We start from the raw sequence: 16,899 nt of genomic DNA, 5'->3' as shown, positions 1-16,899 counted from the left end.
CAAGGAGATGAGAATCGTGGCTCAGGAACCGCAGTCGCCTCTGAAGGACAAGAACTACAACCTCGTGTGGGTGCTTGAGGCCTCCCTGCACAACGTCTTCAAGCTCGAGACCTACATCCAGGATGCGGAGAAGCAGGGCGATCAGGAGCTCGCCGACTGGTTCCGTCGGATCCAGGACAACAACCGCACCGCCGGCGAGCAGGGCAAGAAGATGCTGGCCGCGCGGCTGCAGGGCAGCTGAGCGCCGCGACGGAGCGCTGAGCGCAGGTTCGGGCGCATCACGCGAGCCCGGACCGGAAAGGCCCCCGGCGGCGAGACGGCGGACTCCACCGTCCCGCCGCCGGGGGCCTTCGCCTGCCGGGGCCCTTCCGCCGGGGAGAGCCCCCGGTCTCACACCGTCCCGCGGTTGATCGCCAGATACTCGTCCAGCAGTGAGAGTGCGTGGACGCCCGCCTCGCCCTCGGCGGCGAGCGCTGCGCGGATGCCCTCGACCTTCGCATCGACGTGAGGGGGCGGCGGGAGCAGCGGTACGTCGCCGTCGGTCCTCGCATCGATCACGACGGGTGCGGTGGCGGCGAATGCGGCATCCAGCGCCTTCTCCAGCGACTCGGGTCCGTCCGCCCGGAGGCCGGTGAGTCCCAGCAGCTCCGCATAGCCGGCCGCGTCGAACTGCGGCACATCCTGCGAGGAGGCGAAGCGCGGGTGGTTCTCCATCTCCCTCTGCTCCCACGTCACCTCCGACAGGTCCCGGTTGCCGAGCACGAGGATCACGAACCGCTGATCCTCCCATTCGGTGTGCAGCGCCGCGACGGTGATCAGCTCGTTGACCCCCAGCATCTGGAATCCGCCGTCGCCGATGATCACCGCGACGGGGGCGTCCGGAGCCTCGAGCTTCGCGGCGAGGCCGTAGGGGATCCCGCAGCCCATGCTGGCGAGCGTGCTCGACAGATGCGCGTGCCCCTCCGTCGGGAGCCTCACCTGGCGGACATAGTGGTAGACGGAGCTGCCGACGTCCACCGCCAGATGAACGCGGTCCGGCAGGCGCGCGCCGAATGCTCGGACGACCAGCTCCGGGTTGAGCGGATCCGCCGCCACCTCGCTGCGCAGCCGGGCCGTCTCGCTCCAGCGCGCGCAGGCGGCCTCGACCTCCTCCCGCCACGGAGTCCTGCCGCGTTCGCGCAGCCGTGAGGAGAGAACCCGCAGCGTCGGAGCCGCATCGCCGATCACGCCCACCTCGACCGGATAGCGATTGGCCGGCATCGCCGGATCGATGTCGAGCTGCACGGCGCGGGCGGCCCCCGGAGGCGGGTAGAACTCCGTCCACGGGTCGTTGGACCCCACTATGACGAGGGTGTCGCAGCCCTGCAGCACATGGGCGGAGGCATCCGTGCCCAGATGTCCCATCGTTCCGGCGGCCAGCGGGTGGCGCTCGTCCACGTACGGCTTGCCGAGGAGGCTGGTCGTGATCCCGGCGCCGGTCCTCTCGGCGAACTGCACGACCTCCGGCCACGCATTCCGCGCGCCCTGGCCCACGAGCAGAGCCACCCGCTCGCCGGCCTCGATGACCTCCGCCGCCGCATCGAGGTCCCGCTCATCCGGGAGGACGCGGCCCGTCGCCCAGCGCGGCTCGGTGACGACCTCGCCGTGCGCCTGCCCGAGTTCCGGTGCGGGGGCCTGCTGCACGTCATGCGGGAGGATGACGACGGCCGGCTGGCGGCGCGCCGCCGCAGAGCGGAAGGCCCGGTCGATGACCATGGGGACCTGCTCCGGAGAGGCGACGAGCTGCACGAAAGGGGCGGCGACGTCGCCGAAGAGGTTCTGCAGGTCGATCTCCTGCTGGTAGTCGGAGCCCAGCACGCTGCGGTGCTGCTGTGCCACGAGCGCCACGACCGGGACGCTGTCGAGCTTCGCGTCGTAGAGGCCGGTCAGGAGGTGGACGGCGCCCGGCCCCTGCGTCGAGGTCACGACGCCCACCCCGCCGCCGTACTTCGCCGCGCCCACGGCCATGAAGGCCGCCCCTTCCTCGTGGCGGGCGCTGATGAAGCGCGGCCCGTCGGACGACCGGCGCAGCGCGCCGAGCAGGGGGTTGTTGCCGTCGCCGGAGTAGCCGTACACCCGGCTGACCTCCCAGTCGCGCAGCCGGCGGACGAGGAGATCGGCGACCTGGTCGTTCGCTTCGTTCGTCATCGTGATGCCTTCCTGTTCGCGGGCGGTCAGGTGCGGTGCAGGCTCCGGGTCGCCGGCCCCTCGAGGACGGCGCCGTCGGGGGAGAAGCGGGAGCCGTGCAGCGGGCAGTCCCATGTCCGTTCGGCCTCGTTCCACGCCAGGGGCGAGCCCATATGCGTGCACAGTCGCCGCACGCCGCACAGGGGGCCGTCATCGGGACGGTCCGTCACGGCCGCGGCGATGTGGGGGATGCCCGAGGCGGCCGATGTGAGGGTGTCCGCAGCCTTCCGGAAGGCTGCGGACCCGCCGAAGCCGAGGCGCGGGCTGCGGCCCACGACGAGGTCTGCGGCGATGCGCGCGGCCGCGGGCGCGCTCGTCATGCCCCACTTCGCGTAGCCGCCGGCGGCGATGATCCGGCCGGCGCCGTGCGGCAGGGCCTCCGCGTACGGCAGACCGCCTGCCGGGTGGTGGTCCTGGGCCGACCAGGCATGCGTGCGGATCGCCGAGGGATAGTGCTCCCCGGTCCACCGGATCAGCTCCGCGACGCGGTCGCGCGCATCGCCGGCGGCTCCGGTCCGGTGGCCCTCTCCGCCCACCATGAGCACCCGCTCGTCGCCGAGGAGGGCGGTGCGGAGGGAACGGGCCGGGGATTCGGCGGAGATGAGCATTCCCTCCGGCAGGACGCTGCCGCCGCCCGGGGCGGCGTCGACCCGGAACGCGCAGATGTAGGACCGGTGTGCCACCGTCCGCGCGCTCAGCCACCCGCGGTCCAGCACGGGCGAGCCGGTCGCGACGATGACGTGATCGGCGGTGACCTCGAGGCGGCGATCCGGGCTCCGGGCGGTCACGCGTACCCCGTCGGTGCCCGGGCGGAGGCCCGTGACCCGGGTGCGCTCCGCGAAGGCGACCCCGGCCTCGGCGGCGGCCCGAACGAGTCCGGCGAGCAGATCGGACGGGTCCATCTGCAGCTGCCCGGGCAGTCCGACCGCGCCGTGCACGGGGAACGGCATGTCGAGCGTCGGGTGGAGGTCCGCAGCCAGCCCGAGTTCTCGGGCTGCGGCATGCTCCCGCCGCACGGCCTCCGCCCCGTCCTCCGTGAGTGCGAACGTGTAGGCCGCGGCGGTCTCGAACGGGACACCGTGATCCGCACAGAAGCTGCGCACCCATCGCTGCCCCCACCGGGAGGCCTCCAGGTAGCCGGCGGCCGTCTCCGGGCCGTGCCGTCGGGCCAGCTCGGACAGGCGTGTGCCCTGCAGCAGGGTGGTCTTCGCGGTGGTCGCACCGCTGGCGCCCGCACCCACGCTCCGCGCCTCGCACAGTGCGACGTCCGCGCCCTCTCGTGCGAGCAGCAGGGCGGCGGCGAGGCCGGTCAGTCCGCCGCCGATGACGAGCGCATCGAACCGGCGGCGGGGGAGCGCGGACCCGAGGGGATCCTGCGCCCGCCAGAGACGGGCTGTCGTGCCGACGGCGTCCGGGCTCATGCCGCGGTCGGGTCGAGGACCGCTTTGATGCAGCCGTCCGTCTTCTTCTGGAACATCTCGTACGCGTCCGGGGCCTGCTCGAGCGGCAGGCGGTGGGTCGCGAGGTCGTCGACCCCCAGGGGGTCGGCCGCGTCCTCGACCAGCGGCAGCAGATCGTCGATCCACTTCTTCACATTGCACTGGCCCATGCGCAGCTGGATCTGCTTGTCGAAGAGCGTGAGCATCGGCAGCGGATCGGCCATGCCGCCGTACACGCCGCTCAGGGAGACCGTGCCGCCGCGGCGGACCAGGTCGATCGCCGAATGGAGCACGGCCAGACGGTCCACCCCGGAGGTCTCGAACGCCTTGCGGGCGAGTGTGTCCGGGAGGGCTCCGGCGGCCTTCTGCGCCAGCCGCGCGCCCGGCGATCCATGGGCCTCCATGCCGACGGCGTCGACGACGGCGTCCGGGCCGCGGCCCTGCGTCTCCTCCCGTATCCGGTCGGAGGCGTCAGCTTGGGCGTCGAAGACCTCGATGCCGTGTCGCTCGGCCATGGCGCGCCGTTCCGGCACCGGGTCGATGCCGAACACGCGCGCTCCCAGGTGCCGACCTATGCGGGCCGCGAACTGACCGACCGGCCCCAGCCCGTAGACGGCGAGCGAGTCGCCCTCGCCCACGCCGGCGTCGGCGACGCCCTGCCAGGCGGTCGGGAGGATGTCGCTCAGGAAGAGATACCGGTGGTCGGACAGCTCCTCGCCCACCCGGATCGGTCCGAAGTCCGCATGCGGCACTCGCAGGTACTCGGCCTGCCCGCCGGGCACGGAGCCGTAGAGGCGCGAATAGCCGAACAGGGCGGCACCCGAGCCGTACTCGCGCACCTGCGTGGTCTCGCACTGCGTCGTGAGTCCGCGGCGGCACATCCAGCACCTCCCGCAGGCGATGGGGAACGGGACGACGACGCGATCGCCCTCCGTCAGCCCGGACTCCGGTCCGGCTTCCACGACGCGGCCCATGCTCTCGTGGCCGATGACGTCCCCGGCGTCCATGAACGGGCCGAGCACCTCGTACAGGTGGAGGTCCGAGCCGCAGATGGCCGTGGAGGTCACCTCGATGATCGCGTCGTTCGCCTTCTTCCGCACCGGGTCCGGGACCGTCTCGACGGACACCTCGCGGGTGCCCTGCCATGTCACTGCGCGCATCTCGCTCCTCCGTCGCTGTCGTCCTGTGCCGGGCGTGCGCCCGGTCAGAGCCGAATCGTCTGGGACCCTCCCGCCGGAGTGCTGCCGGTGATGCGGGACTTCACGAGTTCGGCGAGGCTCCGGACCTTCCCATCGCGGCGCGCGGTCGTCACCATGATCCACGGGGCGTTCCGCAGCGCCTTGACCACGTCCTTCTGCGTGATGTCCTGCATCGGGTCCCCCTTCGCAGAAATACAAGTGACCTTGTCTTAGTGGGGGTCAGCGTACTGCGCAGCGGCGGCTGCGTCCAGTGTCGCCTCCTCGACCGGACGCGCAGTCCGGCGGGCGTGCTGGGGCCGGACCGGGGTCTGCTCGGAGGGCGGTGCGCGTGCCGCGTCCCGCTCGGCCGCTCACCCCTCCAGCCCCAGCATCCGGTCGATCACCTCCGCGGTGCCCTCGGGTGTGACGGCCGGAACGCCGAGGGCGCCGTAGAGGCCGGCCATGTTCACGATCGAGGCGAAGGCGATGGCACTGCTCATCTCGGCCGGGCCGGGTGCTGCATCGGCGCCGCCGCCGTCCGTCTCCTCGCCCGTGCGGATGCGGACGGCTGCACGCAGTCCCAGCGCCAGATGCTCCATGGTCTCCTGGAAGCGCGGTGCGAACTCGGCCTTGTGCTCAGGGTTGCGCAGCACGTATGCCATCATCTCGACGCTGAGCAGGAGATTCGTCATCACGGGTGCGGGGCCGCCTGCGTCGTCGTCCGGCGCTTCGGTCGCGGCCGCGAAGGCCTCGGCCAGCGCTCCCCTTCCGAGGGCGCCGGCAAGGGCGTCGATGCTCTCGGACTCGGACCACTCGGAGGCCGCGTCCGAGGCTTTTCCCCTCCTCTCGGCATCCTCGGGGGGCCGGGCTCGCATCGGTTCGGCTGTGCCGCCCGGCGCGGACCCCCCCACCTCCGTCGCCTCCCGTATGAGCGCGAGCATCACCTCGTCCTTCGAGGAGAAGTGCGCGTAGATCGCACCCTTCGTGTACCCGGCCCGTGCGGCGACCTCGCCGAGGGATGCGGCGTGGAAGCCCTTCTCCGCGAAGACCTTGCCGGCGGCCGCGAGCAGCTCCCGCCGCGTGGACCGCCCGCGGGCGGCCGGCTTCCGGGGCATCCGCTCCAGCGTCTCCGCCGCCTCCCGCAGTGCTGCGCTCACCTTCGAGCTGGTCTGCTCTGTGGCCCGTGTGACGGTCTCCTCGCTCAGTGTCCGTGACAGCTGAGTGGCCGCGTCCAGCAGTGCGCGCGCTGCCGCGCCCACACCTCCGTCGTCCGGGGACTCTCCGTTGCGCTCCTTCATTCCGTCAGTCTACCGCCGCAGGGATACCGGACGGGCTGCAGATTCCATCTGGTCTTATACTTATGTGAATGATACCGTGTGGAATGTTCCGCAGGGGATGATTGATCGGATCGCATCCTCCCGGGACCCCGCGGGCGCAGAAGCCCGCGTGCCGCCCGACGAACCGGCCTCCCGGCCGACGACAGCGAAGGAGCTGAGGCGCCCATGAGCGCGACCGTCCTCGACATCGGACATCTGAGCAAGACCTACCCCGGACGCCGCGGCGTGCGAGCCACGAACGACGTGTCACTGTCCGCCCGCGCGGGCGAGGTGGTGGGACTGCTCGGCCACAACGGAGCGGGAAAGACGACCCTCGTGAACCAGATCGTGGGCCTGCTGCGGCCGGACGGCGGAAGCATCCGCGTGGCCGGCTGCGATGCCGTCGCCGCACCGCACGAGGCTCGTCGTCTGGTCTCCGTGCAGGCGCAGGCGAACGTCCCCATCACGGGGCTCAGCCCGCGGACCGCGGTGAACCTGGTGGGACGCATCCGCGGCGGCACACGGCGCGAGGTGTCCCGGCGGGCGGGTGAGCTCCTCGCCGCCCTCGAACTGGAGCAGTGGGCCTCCCGTCCCTCCCAGAACGTCTCCGGGGGAGTGGCGCGCCTCACCGCTTTCGCCATGGCCGCCGTGGTCCCCGGCCGCCTCGTGATCCTCGACGAACCCACCAACGACGTCGATCCGATGCGCCGGCGGCTGCTGTGGGGGCAGATCAGACGGCTCGCCGATGAGGGCGCCGCCGTCCTCCTCGTCACCCACAACGTGCGTGAGGCGGAATCCTCCGTGGACCGCCTCGTGCTCCTCGATGCGGGCTCCGTGGTCGCAGCCGGCACGCCGGAGGAGCTCTCCGCGGAGGTGCGGAGGCGCCGCGCGGACTCCGCCGGTCCCGCCGGTGCGCAGGAGTCCGGTCCCGCCCGCCCGGCTGAGTTCATACCGGAGGGTATGCGCGCGGACGCCGCCCCCATGGCATCCGCGCCGGCACCGCTGAGCCTCGAAGACGTCTATCTGGAGCTGGTGGGCTGCCGCGAGGACGCCCCTGACTCCGCACCTGCCTATGAGGAGGCACTCTCATGACCACCCCGCACGGAATCTCCGCCACCGGGACCACCGCTTCGGAGGCCGACGCTTCCCGAGCGGCGGATGCGAGCCCGTCGCCCGCTGCCCTGCACAGCCCGGAGGCGGCGATGCCACAGGGCTGGTCATGGCGGCTGTCCCTGGCCCAGACCGGCCTGCTCATCCAGTGGCAGATCCGCCGCTCGCTCGCGTACCTCCCCCTCATGGTCGTCGTGCAGGTGCTGCTGGCGACCGCCACCATCATCGGCTTCGGCTTCCTCGCCGGCGATCTCACGCCTGAGGCCGCGCTCTTCCTCGCGACCGGCGCGCCCACCATCACCCTCGTGACGGTGGGGCTCGTCATGACGCCGCAGGAGGTGGCGAACGGCAAGCGCGAGGGCAGCCTCGCCTGGCTGCACACCCTGCCGGTGCCGCGGGGCGTCTTCCTCCTCGCCGACCTCACGATGTGGACGCTCATCGCGCTGCCGGGCCTCGTGCTCGCCGTGTTCGTGGGCATCTGGCACTATGACCTCGCGCTCTCCCCAGCGCCCTGGCTGCCGTTCGCGCTGCTCGCCGTCTCACTCACGGCGGCCTCGTTCGGTTACGCCCTGGCAGTGCTCCTCCCGCCGCAGGTGGCGATGCTCGCCAGCCAGCTCCTCGTGTTCGGGATCCTGCTGTTCACCCCGGTGTCCTTCCCCGCCGAGCGCATGCCGGACTGGGCGCAGGCGGTGCACTCGGTCCTGCCCTTCGAACCGATGGCGCAGGCCGTGCGCGCGGGGCTCGCCGCGGACGCGTTCGAGGTGCCCGCCCGCGCGGTCGTGGTGCTCGCACTGTGGTGCACCGCCTCGATCGCGGCGGCGGTGTGGTCTCTCACGCGGCGCCGGTGAGGGCTCGTCCCCTTCTCAGCCCTGGCCGCTCACCCCGCCCGGCCTTCTCCTCTGCGCAGCTGCGCGATGCCCACCCCGCACAGCGCCACCGCGATCCCCGCTCCCTGCACCGGAGTGACGGTCTCCCCGAACAGGAGGTAGGCCTCGAGCGCGGCGAGCGGGGGAGCGGTGAGCACGAGGACCGAGATGAACACCGGGCCCCGGCTGCGGGTGAGGTGGACCATGAGGAGCATCCCGGTGAGTGAGATGCCGAGCACCGACCATGTGAGCGCCGCCGCCAGGGTGCCGCTCCACGCCGGCCACGGGTCGCCCAGGGAGAGGGCGACCGCACCCGAGACTGCGGCACCGCCTGCGGCCTGCCAGGCGACCGCGGGGAGCAGGGCCGTCCCCCTCACCCGTGACTGCGCGAGCACGCCCAGCGTCAGCGCCGTCACCGAGGCCAGCCCGAGCACCAGGGTCAGCGCACCGACGCCCTCGCCCCCTCCCGTCCGCAGACCGGGCAGGAGCACCAGGGCGACCCCGGCCAGGGACACCAGGACGCCGGCGAGCACGGCACGCCCGGGGAGCCGGCGGGCGAGGACGGCGACGACGAGCAGCGCGAGCACCGGCTGCCATCCGCCCAGCAGCGTCATGACCGAGACGGGGAGTCCCTGCGCCACCGCGAGGTAGCCCAGGCAGAGGTACACGCCGTTGAGCAGGGCGCCCACGCCCACATGGCGCGCGGCCTCCCGCAGCCGCGGCATCCGCGGGCGCAGCAGCGCGCACAGCGCGAAGAGCGCGAGGGCGGCGAGGGAGAACCGCAGGAACAGGAACATCGTGGGCTCGACCGCCCCGTCGATGAAGCGCGCCACCACGAAGCCGGTCGACCAGATGAGCGCATAGGCACATGCGTACAGGGCCGTCATAGTGCTGAGCCTATGCCCGCTGCGTCTGAGCGTGCCGCACCTGAGCGTGCCGCACCGGCGCTCAGGGCACAGGATCCCGCCGCAGCCACGTCCGCCGGAATCCGCGCCTGTCGAGGCCACGCCGATCCCTCCGCCGGTGTGGGAGCATGGGCGCGCACCGCAGACTCAGCAGGCTCAGCACACACAGGAGGTCCGTCCATGCCCCAAGCCGGCAGGAGCGCCCGGCCCGGCGCCGTCCCCGTCATCCTGCTCACCGGCTTCCTGGGCGCGGGGAAGACGAGCCTGCTCAACCACCTCCTGCGGCATCCGGACTCCCGGGTCGGCGTGGTCGTCAACGACTTCGGCGACCTCAATGTGGATGCGGGCCTCGTGGCGGGCCAGGTGAGTGAGCCCGTCTCGATCTCCGGCGGCTGCATCTGCTGCCTCAGCGACACCAGCGCGCTCGAGGAGGCGCTCGTGAGTCTGGCCGAACCGCGGCTCGCCCTCGACGCGATCATCGTCGAATCGAGCGGCTTCGCCGAGCCCCTCACGCTCGCGCGCATGGTGAGCCGCTGGGGGCGTCATCGCTTCCACCTCGCCGGGGTGGTGGACGTCGTCGACGCCCTCATGCACGCCTCGACCGTGGACACGGGGGAGGCCGCCCCGGTCCGCTACGCCGCCACCACCCTGGTCGTGGTGAACAAGCTCGACCAGCTGCCCGAGGGTGAGCGGGAGGGTGCGGTGGAGACGGTGCGGGCCCGGGTGCACTCCCGCAATCCGCGGGCGCTCGTCACGGGCACCTCGTTCGGCCGCCTCGATCCGCTGCTGCTCATGGACCCGGGCTCCCGCAGTTCCGCCGAGGCCGCAGCCGGCGACGAGCCCATCTCCGGCCAGGGAGTCCTTCCCGTCTGGGATCTGCTGCGCGAGGCGCATGCAGAGCGCGACCGCGCCGCACTGGCAGCGCTCGACGAGTCCGCTCTCCCGCACCGCCACGCGATGTCGGTGACCGTGACCTCTCCGGGCTGCGCGGACCCCGGCGCGGTGCTCGACCTGCTCGAGGATCTGCCGCAGGGCGTCTACCGCGTGAAGGGCGCGCTCACGGTGCGAGAGCGGGGGAGGCCGCGTTCCTACGGGGTGCAGGCGGTCGGCCCCACCGTCTACGTGTCACCCGCCTCCTCGGCTGCTGCCGGGAGCGGGGAGGAAGAGCCGGAGAGTGTGCTCGTGGTGATCGGCGAGTCCTTCGACGCCTCCGCGGTGCGCGCACAGCTGGAGGCGGCGTTCGCCTCGGCTCCGGCGGACGGCAGGGGCATCGAGCGCCTGCACCGGTACGTGAGCCTGCACAGCTGAGCCCGCGAGGCTGATCCCGTGAGCCCCCCGCCGGGTGGGGCTGAGCCGGCGGGCGCCCGCCGCATACGGCGGAGGCCCCGGAGGAGCACGATGTCCCTCCGGGGCCTCCGCCCGCACATGCCTGTGAGCGCTCAGACGAGCACGCGGGAGCCCGCCTGCGCCTCGGCGTACTGCGCCGCCAGGCGCGCGATGAGATCGCGCGCGGAGACCGACTCGCTGATGGTGCCGATGCCCTGGCCCGAGCCCCAGATCTCCTTCCACGCCTTGGGCTTCTTCGCATCACGGTCGGAGCCGAAGGTCATCTTGGACGGATCGGAGACGGGCAGATCGTCCGGGTTGAGCCCGGCCCGCTCGATCGAGCCCCGCAGGTAGTTGCCGTGCACGCCCGTGAAGAGGTTGGAGTAGACGATGTCGGAGGCCGAGGAGCCCACGACCATGTCCCGGTAGTCGTCGACGACATTGGCCTCGGGCGTCGAGAGGAAGGCCGAGCCCACATAGCCGAAGTCCGCGCCCATCACCTGAGCGGCGAGGATCGAGCGTCCGTGCGCGAGCGCACCGGACAGCGCCAGCGGACCGTCGAACCACTCGCGGATCTCCTGGACGAGCGCGAAGGGGGACAGTGCGCCCGCGTGTCCGCCGGCACCTGCGGCGACGGCGATGAGGCCGTCGGCGCCCTTCTCGATCGCCTTGTGCGCGAAGCGGTTGTTGATGATGTCGTGGAGGACGACGCCGCCGTAGCTGTGGATCGCGGCGTTGACGTCCTCGCGCGCGCCCAGCGAGGTGATGACGACCGGCACCTTGTGGTCGACGACCACGCCGAGGTCGTGCTCGAGACGGTCGTTCGTCTTGTGCACGATGAGGTTGGCGGCGACGGGGCCCACCGGCTGCTCCGGGTTCGCCTTCGCGAAGGCCGCGTTCTCCTCCTCGATCTCGGAGAACCAGTCCGTCAGCTGCTCCTTGGGCCGCGCGTTGAGGGTGGGGAAGGAGCCCACGATCCCCGACTGGCACTGGGCCTTGACGAGCTCGAGGCCGGAGGCGATGAACATGGGGGACGCGATGACGGGCACGCTCAGGGGACGGGCGAGGGCCTCGGGAAGCGACATGGTTCTCCTTCTGCGTCGGCAGTGACGGGTCGGCCCCACCCTAGCGCGTTGTCGAACGCTCGAACAGTTCGGTCGGCGTGGCGGCGGGCATGGGGCGGAACCGAGGAGCGCGCGCCGCACGCACAGCGCCCGCCCCGCGAGCACACGGGGCGGGCGCTGAAGGCTTGCTCAGGAATCGGTGAACTGCGGCGTGCGCTTCTCGATGAAGGCGGCCATGCCCTCGGTCTGGTCCGCGGTCGCGAGCGAGGAGTGGAAGAGCCTGCGCTCGTATCGCAGCCCCTGCTCCAGGCTCGTCTCGAAGGCGGCGTTGACGGCCTCCTTGACCATGCCCGCGGCGATGAGCGACTTCGCGGCGATGGTCTCCGCGATCTCGCGCGCCGTCGAGGCGAGCTCCTCGTGCGGCACCACCCGGGCCACGAGCCCGGAGCGCTCGGCCTCCTCGGCGTCCATCATGCGGCCGGTGAGGCACAGGTCCATCGCCTTCGCCTTGCCGATCGCGCGGGTGAGCCGCTGGGAGCCGCCCATGCCCGGCAGCACGCCGAGGTTGATCTCGGGCTGCCCGAACTTCGCCTTCTCCGAGGCGATGAGGATGTCGCCCATCATCGCGAGCTCGCAGCCGCCGCCGAGGGCGAAGCCGTTGACCGCGGTGATGATCGGCTTGGAGACCTCGGCGAGCCTGTTCCAGCCGGCGAACCAGTTGCGGCGGTAGGCCTGCGAGAAGTCGAGGGTGGACATCTCCTTGATGTCGGCCCCGGCGGCGAAGGCGCGGTCCTGGCCGGTCAGGACGATGACGCGGACGGCGTCATCGGCATCGGCGGCCGCCGCAGCGGCCGTGACGTCCTCGAGCACCTGCAGGTTGAGCGCATTGAGCGCCTCCGGGCGGTTGAGCGTGAGCGTCGCGATGCCCGCCTCCACCTCGACGAGGATCGTCTCGAACGTCCGCCCGCCGAGGCCCTCTGCGGTCTGCTGCGTCTGCTCTGCCTGGGTCATGAGAACACCTTTCGGTCCTGGACGGCGCCCACCACGGCGGCGACGACGCTCGGGTCGAGCTCCGCCAGCGAGGCGGGCCTCCACTGCGGATTGCGGTCCTTGTCGATCACCTGCGCGCGGATGCCCTCGCGCAGGTCGGGATGCTTCGCGATCTCCACTCCCGCGGCGAAATCCCGCTCGAGGACCTCGTCGAGGGTCATCTCGCCCGCCGTGCGCACCATCTCGAACGTGACCGCGACGGACAGCGGCGATTTGGTGCGGATGGTCGCAGCGGTCTCCTGCGCCCGGGGCGAGGGGTGCGCTGCCAGCGCCTCGACCACCTCGGCGGCGGTGTCGTGGGCATACGCCTCGGCGATCCACTCCTCATCGGCCTCGAGACCGGAAGCCGGAGGCTCGGCGGCGAAGCGCGCGAGGACGGCATCGACGTCCCCAGGCTCGGCTGCGAGGGCGTCGAGGAGCTCCGGCAGGCGCTCGCGGGGGACGAAGGTGTCCGCGAGGCCGTAGCGGATCGCATCGGCGGGGCCCACGGGCTCCCCGGTGAGCGCCATGTGCATGCCCGCGCGGTGCGGGACGCGGGCAAGCAGCCAGGTCCCGCCCACGTCCGGGAAGAGGCCGATCCCGGTCTCCGGCATGCCCACCTGCGAGGTCTCGGTGACGATGCGGTGCGAGGCGTATGCGGAGATGCCGACGCCGCCGCCCATGACGATCCCGTCCATGAGTGCGATGTAGGGCTTGGGATAGCGCGCGATGGCGCTGTTCATCCGGTACTCGTCCGCCCAGAACCGGGCTGCGCCGTCGGTGCCCTCGACGAGTGCGCGGTGGATCGCCTTGATGTCGCCGCCGGCGCAGAGCCCGCGCTCGCCGCTGCCGGTGACGACGACGGCCGCGACCGCATCGTCCTCGCGCCAGGTCGCGAGCGCCTCCGCGACGATCTCGACCATGTCGTGCGAGAGCGCATTGATCGCCCGGGGCTTGTTGAGCTCGATGCGGGCGAGTCCGCCCGCGACCGATGTGAGGACTGCTGCGTCGGCCTCGGCCGCTGTCTTGGTCATCCCACTCCTGTGCTCCTGCGCGAGATGATCACGCGCATGATCTCGTTGGTTCCCTCGAGAATCTGGTGGACGCGCAGGTCGCGGACCAGCTTCTCCACTCCGTACTCTGCCAGATAGCCGTAGCCGCCGAAGATCTGGAGTGCGCGGTTGGCGACCTCGAAGCCGGTGTCCGTGGCCGTGAGCTTGCCCATCGCCGAGAGCAGGGTGGTGTCCGGATCCTCCGCGTCGTACGCCGAAGCCGCCCTCCACAGGAGCGAGCGCGCGGACTCCAGCTTCGCCTGGAGGTCTGCGACCTCGAAGCGCAGCGCCTGGAAGCCGGTGAGGTCGTGGCCGAACGCCTGGCGCTCGCCCATGTAGGCCACCGCCTTCTCCAGCGCGGACTGCGCGCCGCCGAGGGAGGAGGCGCCGATGTTGAGACGGCCGCCGTCCAGACCGCTCATCGCGATCCTGAAGCCCTGCCCCTCCTCGCCGATGAGGTTCTCGGCGGGCACCCGCACGTTCTCCATGAAGACCTGGCGGGTGGGCTGGGCCTTCCAGCCCATCTTCTTCTCGTTCGCGCCGAAGGTGAGGCCCGGGGTGTCCTTCTCCACGACGAAGGCGGAGATGCCGCGGGCTCCGTCCTGGCCGGTCCGGGCCATGACGAGGTAGAGGTCCGAGGAGCCTGCGCCGGAGATGAACTGCTTGACGCCGTTGAGGACATACGCCTCCCCGTCGCGGCGGGCGGAGGTCTTGAGCGCCGCGGCATCGGAGCCGGCATTGGGCTCGGTGAGGCAGTAGCTGGACAGCGCCTCGAAGGAGGTGAGCGGGAGGAGCCAGCGCTGCTTCTGCTCCTCGGTGGCGAACAGCTCGAGGCACTTCGCCACCATGTTGTGGATCGAGATGTAGCTGGCCACCGCGGGACAGCCGGTCGACAGGGCCTCGAAGACGAGGACGGCGTCCATGCGGCCCAGCCCGGCTCCGCCCCATTCCTCGCCGATGTAGATGCCGCCCATGCCCAGCTCTGCGGTCCGGCGGATCGTGTCCACCGGGAAGTGCCCTGCGGCGTCCCAGTCGAGAGCGTGGGGAGCGAGCTCCTCGTCCGCGAACTCCCGGCACATGGAGAACAGCTCCCGCTGCTCCTCGGTGAGTCCGAACGGGATGACCGATGCCGTGCTGCGCGCCATACCGGTGCCTCCGATTCCTGTTCCAGTGTGCGTCCGGCCGGGTGCCGGACGGCAGCCCCGGGGGTCTCCGGGGGCACGGCGACCGGTCATGATGAGGCCGGTCGCGGGGCGGGCGGCCGTGTGGTGCCGCCCACCCTGCGGACCATGGTACGCAGAATTGCTAGGACGTCCAAGTATTTGGCGGCGGCGCCCGCGGGCGCGTGCCGGATGTTCGGGTCGCGCGCCGCGCGGGGAGAGCCGGACGGTGAGAGGAGTGTGCCGTACGGCGGTCAGGCGCCGGCCGCGTGGGGACCGGAGGGCGCCTCGAGCGCGGCACGGAGCTCACCGAGGCGGGCGAGCAGGTCGCGCGTCGGTTCGGCGGGGAGGCCCGGCCGGGAGAAGACCGAGGAGTTCAGTGCGCGGGTGGCGGTCTCGACGAGGTCGCGGCCGGCCTCGGTGATCTGGACGAGAGTGGTCCGCCCGTCACCGGGGTGGGGCACCCGCATCGCGAGGCCGGCGGTCTCGAGGCGATCGACGGAATTGGTCGTCGAGGTGGCGTGGACCTGCAGGCGCTTGCTGATCTTGTTCATAGGCAGGCTGCCGCGGCGGGAGAAGGAGAGCAGCGCCAGCACCTCGTACCGGGAGAAGGTCAGCGACAGGGGGCGCAGCACCTGGTCGACCCGCGCGAGGAAGAGCTGGTGGATCCGCATGACGGAGATGACGAGGCTCATGCCATCGGCCTCCTCGCCCCAGCCGTGCTCGATCCACTGCCGACGGGACTCGTCGATGGGGTCGAGGGGTGCGCTCATCGGTTCTCCTGGTGCAGGCCGGTCCGGTCCGCCCGGTGCCGCGATCGGCAGGCGCACTCCGTGCTGGATGCCCGGAGTGCCGTGGGCGGGGATTGGAAAGAGTCTAGCGAGATGACAGGATCTCAGGCATGTGCGGTCGTCTGAACCTGTCGGTGGATCCCGCCGATCTTGCCGATGAGCTCGAGGTGGGGGTCTCATCCCACGTCTTCGCGGAGCGGTACAACGTGCCGCCGGGCGGGACGGTGCCCGTGCTCGTGGACAGGCCCGAGCCGACGGGTGAGATCGTCCGCCGGCTGGAGCCGGCGAGGTGGGGGCTGGTGCCGGGCTGGGCGAGGGACCTGAAGATCGGGTTCCGGGCCTTCAACGCGCGAGCGGAGACCGTGCACGAGAAGCCCATGTTCCGCGCGGCATTCGGCGCGCGGAGGTGCGCTGTGGCGGTGCGCGGCTACTACGAGTGGGAGGCGACCGAGGCAGGCAAGACCCCGTGGCTCATGGAGTCCGCCGGCAGCGAGCTCCTGCTCATGGCGGGGCTCTACGAGTTCCGCCGCCTCGACCCCGAGGATCGCATGGCGGTCGGGGACGATGCGGCTGCGAAGAGCGGGTGGCTGGTGAGCACGACCATCATCACGACGGAGGCGCAGGGGCATCTGCGCGAGGTCCACGACCGCATGCCGGTGATGCTCACACCGGAGCAGATGGCGACGTGGAACGCCCCAGAGGCGGGGGCGGCGGAAGCTCGCGCCCTGCTGGACGGCTTCATAGAGGGTTTCGTCCCGGAGACGGTGACGAGGAGGAGGGTGGACCCGGCGATCGGGAACGTCCGCAACGAGGGCCCCGATCTGGTGCGCCCGGGGGCATGGGCTGCCTCCCCGTCCGTCGAGGAGGCAGCGGAGGGCGCCGAGGCCCTTTCGGCAGCGCACGACGCCGCGAGACGCACGTCACTGCGATCCGAGTTGCGAGGGGACGCCGAGGCGGTCTAGAGTTATATCTCGTTGCTCAGGGCGGGCCGCTGACAAGCGGAAGCCGGAGCAGCGATCGGATGAACTTCCTGCAAATGAGCGCGACAGCGCTTGCGGGGCATGGGGTCCGATGCTAGACTATGTGAGCCTCTTCCAAGGAGGCGTCTCCAACATCTCTCTCAGATGGCTCTGGTGAAACCGGGGTCGGATGGGTTTGTGTGTCTGTTCTTTGAGAACTCAATAGCGTGTTTGTTTGTTTTTATGATGCCAGTATGTTTTATGTGCTGGTGAATCAGAACCCTGTCCATCAGCCTCCTGTGTGGGGTTGGTGTGGTTTTTGATTGACTGGTCAGGATTGCGCACACATCCTTAATGTTGTGTGTTTTTGGAGAGTTTGATCCTGGCTCAGGACGAACGCTGGCGGCGTGCTTAACACATGCAAGTCGAACGCTGAAGCCCTCAGCTTGCTGAGGTGTGGATGAGTGGCGAACGGGTG

General features: G+C 71.1%; 16 protein-coding genes and 1 rRNA gene. 6 read left to right on the top strand and 11 right to left on the bottom strand.

The features are described 5' to 3' along the window. Positions 1-16 precede the first annotated feature (16 nt). The gene (locus K318_RS0100180) at positions 17-241 is read left to right on the top strand and encodes a hypothetical protein (protein WP_245579716.1); all 225 of its coding nucleotides are present in this window, start codon (positions 17-19) and stop codon (positions 239-241) included. 149 nt (positions 242-390) lie between these two features. Here the strand turns inward: K318_RS0100180 and K318_RS0100175 are convergent, their stop codons facing one another. The 5 genes from K318_RS0100175 to K318_RS25140 all read right to left on the bottom strand — a co-directional run bounded on the left by K318_RS0100175 (position 391) and on the right by K318_RS25140 (position 6,141). Further along, positions 391-2,187, bottom strand: coding sequence for a thiamine pyrophosphate-requiring protein (locus tag K318_RS0100175; protein WP_029087970.1), 1,797 nt, complete (start codon positions 2,185-2,187; stop codon positions 391-393). 26 nt (positions 2,188-2,213) lie between these two features. After that, on the bottom strand, positions 2,214-3,647 hold the full coding sequence (locus K318_RS25330) for an FAD-dependent oxidoreductase (protein ID WP_029087969.1): 1,434 nt from the start codon (positions 3,645-3,647) through the stop codon (positions 2,214-2,216). Beyond that, positions 3,644-4,825 (bottom strand): zinc-dependent alcohol dehydrogenase, encoded by a 1,182-nt coding sequence (locus tag K318_RS0100165; protein ID WP_029087968.1) that lies wholly within the window; start codon positions 4,823-4,825, stop codon positions 3,644-3,646. The genes K318_RS25330 and K318_RS0100165 overlap by 4 nt, the downstream gene beginning before the upstream one ends. Positions 4,826-4,869: 44 nt before the next feature. Next, the gene (locus K318_RS24495; protein WP_156913722.1) at positions 4,870-5,037 is read right to left on the bottom strand and encodes a hypothetical protein; all 168 of its coding nucleotides are present in this window, start codon (positions 5,035-5,037) and stop codon (positions 4,870-4,872) included. A gap of 177 nt (positions 5,038-5,214) precedes the next feature. Then, a complete protein-coding gene (locus tag K318_RS25140; protein ID WP_051297273.1) occupies positions 5,215-6,141 on the bottom strand; it encodes a helix-turn-helix domain-containing protein in 927 nt (308 codons plus the stop codon). A 204-nt stretch (positions 6,142-6,345) separates the two neighbouring features. On the opposite strand from K318_RS25140, the gene K318_RS0100150 reads away from it, so the two are divergent. Then, positions 6,346-7,251 (top strand): ABC transporter ATP-binding protein, encoded by a 906-nt coding sequence (locus K318_RS0100150; RefSeq protein WP_029087967.1) that lies wholly within the window; start codon positions 6,346-6,348, stop codon positions 7,249-7,251. Continuing rightward, positions 7,248-8,117, top strand: a complete 870-nt coding sequence (locus K318_RS0100145) for an ABC transporter permease (RefSeq protein WP_245579715.1) — start codon at positions 7,248-7,250, stop codon at positions 8,115-8,117. The genes K318_RS0100150 and K318_RS0100145 overlap by 4 nt, the downstream gene beginning before the upstream one ends. Before the next feature lie 29 nt (positions 8,118-8,146). On the opposite strand, the gene K318_RS0100140 is transcribed toward K318_RS0100145, so the two are convergent. Continuing rightward, positions 8,147-9,022, bottom strand: a complete 876-nt coding sequence (locus K318_RS0100140; protein ID WP_029087965.1) for a DMT family transporter — start codon at positions 9,020-9,022, stop codon at positions 8,147-8,149. A 198-nt stretch (positions 9,023-9,220) separates the two neighbouring features. Here K318_RS0100140 and K318_RS0100135 point away from each other — a divergent pair, with 198 nt between their 5' ends. Next, positions 9,221-10,348, top strand: coding sequence for a CobW family GTP-binding protein (locus K318_RS0100135; protein ID WP_035280120.1), 1,128 nt, complete (start codon positions 9,221-9,223; stop codon positions 10,346-10,348). A 131-nt stretch (positions 10,349-10,479) separates the two neighbouring features. On the opposite strand, the gene K318_RS0100130 is transcribed toward K318_RS0100135, so the two are convergent. The 5 genes from K318_RS0100130 to K318_RS0100110 all read right to left on the bottom strand — a co-directional run bounded on the left by K318_RS0100130 (position 10,480) and on the right by K318_RS0100110 (position 15,444). Further along, positions 10,480-11,451, bottom strand: coding sequence for an NAD(P)H-dependent flavin oxidoreductase (locus K318_RS0100130; protein WP_029087963.1), 972 nt, complete (start codon positions 11,449-11,451; stop codon positions 10,480-10,482). Positions 11,452-11,619: 168 nt separating this feature from the next. After that, positions 11,620-12,441, bottom strand: a complete 822-nt coding sequence (locus tag K318_RS0100125; protein WP_051297272.1) for an enoyl-CoA hydratase — start codon at positions 12,439-12,441, stop codon at positions 11,620-11,622. After that, on the bottom strand, positions 12,438-13,493 hold the full coding sequence (locus tag K318_RS0100120; RefSeq protein ID WP_029087961.1) for an enoyl-CoA hydratase/isomerase family protein: 1,056 nt from the start codon (positions 13,491-13,493) through the stop codon (positions 12,438-12,440). Before K318_RS0100120 ends, K318_RS0100125 begins: the two co-directional genes overlap by 4 nt. Then, positions 13,490-14,656, bottom strand: a complete 1,167-nt coding sequence (locus K318_RS0100115; RefSeq protein ID WP_029087960.1) for an acyl-CoA dehydrogenase family protein — start codon at positions 14,654-14,656, stop codon at positions 13,490-13,492. Before K318_RS0100115 ends, K318_RS0100120 begins: the two co-directional genes overlap by 4 nt. Positions 14,657-14,925: 269 nt before the next feature. Continuing rightward, the gene (locus tag K318_RS0100110; RefSeq protein WP_029087959.1) at positions 14,926-15,444 is read right to left on the bottom strand and encodes a MarR family winged helix-turn-helix transcriptional regulator; all 519 of its coding nucleotides are present in this window, start codon (positions 15,442-15,444) and stop codon (positions 14,926-14,928) included. Positions 15,445-15,572: 128 nt separating this feature from the next. Between K318_RS0100110 and K318_RS18220 the strand changes: the two genes are divergently transcribed. Then, on the top strand, positions 15,573-16,424 hold the full coding sequence (locus tag K318_RS18220) for an SOS response-associated peptidase (RefSeq protein ID WP_084499428.1): 852 nt from the start codon (positions 15,573-15,575) through the stop codon (positions 16,422-16,424). Positions 16,425-16,785: 361 nt separating this feature from the next. After that, a 16S ribosomal RNA gene (locus K318_RS0100100) occupies positions 16,786-16,899 on the top strand; the annotation flags it as partial.

This window comes from Brevibacterium album DSM 18261, assembly GCF_000426445.1.
GTDB lineage: Bacteria > Actinomycetota > Actinomycetes > Actinomycetales > Brevibacteriaceae > Brevibacterium > Brevibacterium album.
Note: the sequence above shows the minus strand (reverse complement) of the source record. Positions and strands in the feature narration are given on the sequence as shown.